Genomic DNA, 4,297 nt, shown 5'->3' with positions numbered 1-4,297 from the left:
GATCGACAAGGCGACCAATCTCGAGGCCATCGCCAAGGCCCTCAACATCGGCCTCGACGCGCTGGTGCTGCTCGACGACAATCCGGCCGAGCGCGCCCAGGTCCGGAAGGCCCTGCCCATGGTCCGCGTGCCGGAAGTGCCCGACGACGCCGCATGGTTCGCCTGGACGCTGGAAGCCGGCGGCTGGTTCGAGGCGGTGACCTTTTCGGCGGAAGATGCCGACCGCGTGAAGATGCAAGCCCAGGATGTGCGACGCGCCGAACTGATGTCGGGCGCGCGCGACCTCACCGACTATCTCCGCAGCCTCGGCATGACGATCAGCTTCAGGCCCTTCGACGCGCAAGGCCGCCAGCGCATCGTGCAGCTCATCAACAAGACCAACCAGTTCAACCTCACCACACGGCGTTACACCGAGGCCCAGGTGAGCGAGATGGAGGCCGCCCCCTCCGTCCTCACGCTGCAGGTGCGGCTCACCGACAGGTTTGGCGATCTCGGCATGATTGCCGTCATCATTGGCCGCTCGCATCCCGAGCACAGTTCCGTTCTCGAACTCGACAGCTGGCTGATGAGCTGCCGCGTGCTGGGCCGCCAGGTCGAGGCCGCAACCCTTTCGGTGATTGCGGCCAGGGCGAAGGAAATGGGGATCGCAAGCCTCCTCGGCACCTATATCCCGACCGACAAGAACATGCTGGTCGAAAACCACTACGGCAAGCTGGGTTTTACCAGGGCCGCGGGTGAACCCGATGGCAGGACCATCTGGGAACTCGACCTCGCCTCCTACGAGCCGCCTGCCTTCCCCATGACCCTGTCAGTCGACGAGACCTGATCAAATCCGGCCCCCCCGGCAGGCCGATCGCACCATGCTGTCCGCACATGGCACCTCCGCGCCTTGCCGGAACCGCGGGTTGCAGCCCTTGCCCTCCGGTTGGACTGGTGGACTTGGGACGGAGTTCCTTCTAAATGTATGACAAATCGGAGGACCCCCAATGTCAGACAAGAACAAGAAACCCCTGAAGTACCGCTCGCAGAACTGGTTCGACAATCCGGCCAATGCCGACATGACGGCGCTTTATCTGGAGCGCTACCTGAATTACGGCTTCACCCGTTCCGAGCTTCAAGGCCACAAGCCCATCATCGGCATCGCCCAGACCGGCTCTGACCTTAGCCCTTGCAACCGGGCGCATGTCGATCTGGTGAAGCGCATCCGCGATGGCATCTACGAGGCCGGCGGCATCCCGATGGAGTTCCCGGTCCACCCGATCCAGGAAACCGGAAAGCGCCCCACCGCATCGCTTGACCGCAACCTGTCCTATCTCTCGATCGTTGAAGTGCTCTACGGTTATCCGCTGGATGGCGTCGTTCTCACCATCGGCTGCGACAAGACCACGCCCGCCTGTTTGATGGCGGCGGCCACCGTCGATATCCCTGCCATCTGCCTGTCGTCCGGCCCCATGCTCAACGGCTGGTACAAGGGCCAGCGCACAGGCTCCGGCACCATCGTCTGGATGGCGCGCGAAAAACTCGCCACCGGCGAACTCGATTACGAAGGCTTCGTGGAACTGGTTGCTACGTCAGCTCCTTCGACCGGCTTCTGCAACACCATGGGCACGGCGACCACCATGAACTCGCTGGCCGAGGCGCTGGGCATGTGCCTTCCCGGCAACGCCGCAATCCCCGCGCCCTACCGCGAGCGCGGCCAGATGGCCTACATGACCGGCCGCCGCATCGTCGACATGGTGGAAGAAGACCTGACGCCGTCGAAGATCATGACGCGAAAGGCCTTCGAGAATGCCATCGCCGTCAACACCGCCATCGGCGGCTCCACCAACGCGCCGAACCACCTGAATGCCATTGCCGCGCATCTGGGGATCGAGCTTACCGTCGCCGACTGGGAGAAGCACGGCTATGATCTGCCGCTGCTGGTCAACCTCCAGCCCGCCGGTGAGTATCTGGGCGAGGACTATCACCGTGCCGGCGGCGTGCCCGCCGTCGTCGCCGAACTGATCGGTGCCGGCAAGATCCACGAGGATTGCATCACCGCCAATGGCAAGACCATGGGCGAGAACTGCACAGGCAAGTTCTCGTGGGACCGCACGGTCATCAAGGAGTTCGGCGCGCCGATGAAGGAACACGCAGGCTTCAAGCGCCTGACCGGCAATCTCTTCGACAACGCCATCATGAAGACGAGCGTGATCTCGGACGAGTTCCGCCAGCGCTACCTCTCGAACCCGAAGGATCTCAACGCCTTCGAAGCCAAGGCCATCGTGTTCGACGGTCCGGAGGATTATCACGCCTCGATCGACGACCCGAAGCTGGGCATCGACGAGAACACCATTCTCTTCATCCGCGGCGTTGGCCCTCTGGGCTATCCCGGTGCGGCGGAAGTGGTGAACATGCGCGCGCCGAACTACCTGCTGGAAAAGAACATCCGCTCGCTTCCCTGCGTGGGTGACGGGCGCCAGTCGGGTACGAGCGGCTCGCCGTCGATCCTCAACGCCTCGCCCGAAGCAGCCGCAGGCGGCGGACTTGCCATTCTCAAGAACGGCGACAAGGTGCGGATCGACTTGAACAAGGGCACCTGCGACCTGCTGATTTCGGAAGCGGAGCTGAAGCAGCGCCACGCCGACCTCGAAAAGGCCGGTGGCTACAAGGTTCCTCCGAGCCAGACACCGTGGCAGGAAATCTTCCGCAAGGAAGTCGGACAGCTCGACGGCGGCATGGTCCTCAAAGGCGCCACCAAGTTCCAGCGCGTCGCCAAGACCATGGGCCTGCCCCGCGACAACCACTAAGCTCTTCACTTCCCCTCTCCCCTTGCGGGAGAGGGTGTCATGCGAAGCATGACGGGTGAGGGGTTTTTTAACACGCGTCCCCTCATCCGGCTCTTCGCGCCACCTTCTCCCGCAAGGGGAGAAGGAAAGAGAGAAACACCATGCTCGAGCTCAAATCCGATACGCTCCACGTCACCTTCTCGGACTTGGGCGCGCGGCTCATGTCAGTCGTCATGGATGGTGTCGACCTCGTCGCGGGCGGCGGCACGGATGAGCAGCTTCTGGCAGGCGACTGGACGGCAGGCGCCGTCATCGGCCGCATCGCCGGCCGCATCACCAATGCCCGCTTCACGCTTGACGGTACAGAGCACAAGCTTATCCCCAACATGGGCGAACACCAGCTTCACGGCGGGCCGGACAATTTCGGCGTCCGCCGCTGGAATGTTCAGACCACGGACAAATCCATTTGCTTCTCCATTCATTCCCCCGATGGCGACCAGGGTTATCCCGGCGCTGTCGATGCAAGCGCCACCTATGCGCTGGATGGCAACACGCTAGTCCTCGACCTCGAAGCGCGCACCACGAAGCCTACTGTCATTAATCTCACCAACCACGCCTACTGGAATCTCTCGGGCGGCACCCGCAATGCCTTCGACCACGAGATGATGATCGACGCCGAAAGCTATCTGCCGCTCAACGACCTGCTCCTGCCGTCAGGAGAAATCAGAAGTGTCGCGGGCTTGCCCCAGGACTTCCGTACACGGAAGAAAGTGGGCGGGTTCTTCGACAATTGCTGGGTGCTGAACGGCAAACGCGGCGACCTGAAGCACGGCCTCACGCTCCGCGATCCGGTGTCCGGACGGCAAATGGATGTCTGGACCACCGAAGCCGGCATGCAGATGTACACGGCCTTCCACTGGAACGAAGGCATGCCCGGCCGTAATGGCCCCCTGAAGCAATACGCCGCCATCGCCATCGAGCCGCAGAACTTCCCCGACGCACCGAACCACTCAAACTTTCCCAGCGCAGTCCTCCTCCCCGGCGAAGTCTACCGCAACCGCATCGAATGCCGCTTCTCGAAGTAAGAGCCCTCATCCGCTCACAAGAAATTGTACGGGTCCACATCCACCTGCAGCGCCAGCGAGCCCTTGGGCTTCACGCCCTCCAGCCACTGCCGCAGAAAACCCTGGATGTTCACCTCGCGCTTCGCCTTCACGAGAAAGCGGATGCGGTGCCGCCCGCGCACCAGCGCGATGGGCGCCTGCGCGGGACCGAGAACGGACACTCCCTCGGCCAGCGGCGCGATCAGCCCCAAGTTCCGCGCGAAGCGTTCGGTCTCGCCTGCATCGGTTCCTGAAATGATGATCGCCGCCAGCCGCCCATAGGGTGGGAGCCCCGCGTTCTCGCGAATGAGCTTCTCCTGGTCGAGATAGGAATCGCGCTCGCCCTTCTTCAGCGCCTGCATCAGTGGGTGCTCCGGCAGGTAGGTCTGCACCAGCGCGCGGCCCGGCTTCTCGCCACGGCCCGCC

3 protein-coding genes and 1 pseudogene are annotated in these 4,297 nt (G+C 63.1%); 3 read left to right on the top strand and 1 reads right to left on the bottom strand.

Annotated elements, in window-relative coordinates; genetic code table 11:
• From ACEW8Q_RS08430 to ACEW8Q_RS08420, 3 genes are all read left to right on the top strand, one after another.
• Nucleotides 1–826, top strand: an 826-nt coding sequence (locus ACEW8Q_RS08430) for an HAD-IIIC family phosphatase (RefSeq protein WP_373503608.1), incomplete at its 5' end; no start/stop codon positions are given.
• 160 nt (nucleotides 827–986) lie between these two features.
• Nucleotides 987–2,789, top strand: coding sequence for an IlvD/Edd family dehydratase (locus ACEW8Q_RS08425; RefSeq protein WP_373503607.1), 1,803 nt, complete (start codon nucleotides 987–989; stop codon nucleotides 2,787–2,789).
• A gap of 140 nt (nucleotides 2,790–2,929) precedes the next feature.
• Entirely contained in the window at nucleotides 2,930–3,853 is a 924-nt protein-coding gene (locus ACEW8Q_RS08420; protein ID WP_373503606.1) for an aldose epimerase family protein, read from the top strand.
• Between the two features lie 14 nt (nucleotides 3,854–3,867).
• Here ACEW8Q_RS08420 and ACEW8Q_RS08415 read toward each other — a convergent pair.
• A pseudogene (locus tag ACEW8Q_RS08415) lies at nucleotides 3,868–4,297 on the bottom strand (primosomal protein N'); the annotation flags it as partial.

The sequence above is a fragment of the Aestuariivirga sp. genome, assembly GCF_041738905.1.
In the GTDB taxonomy this organism is placed as follows: Bacteria; Pseudomonadota; Alphaproteobacteria; order Rhizobiales; family Aestuariivirgaceae; genus Aestuariivirga.
This window is presented reverse-complemented; position numbering and strand designations above follow the sequence as displayed.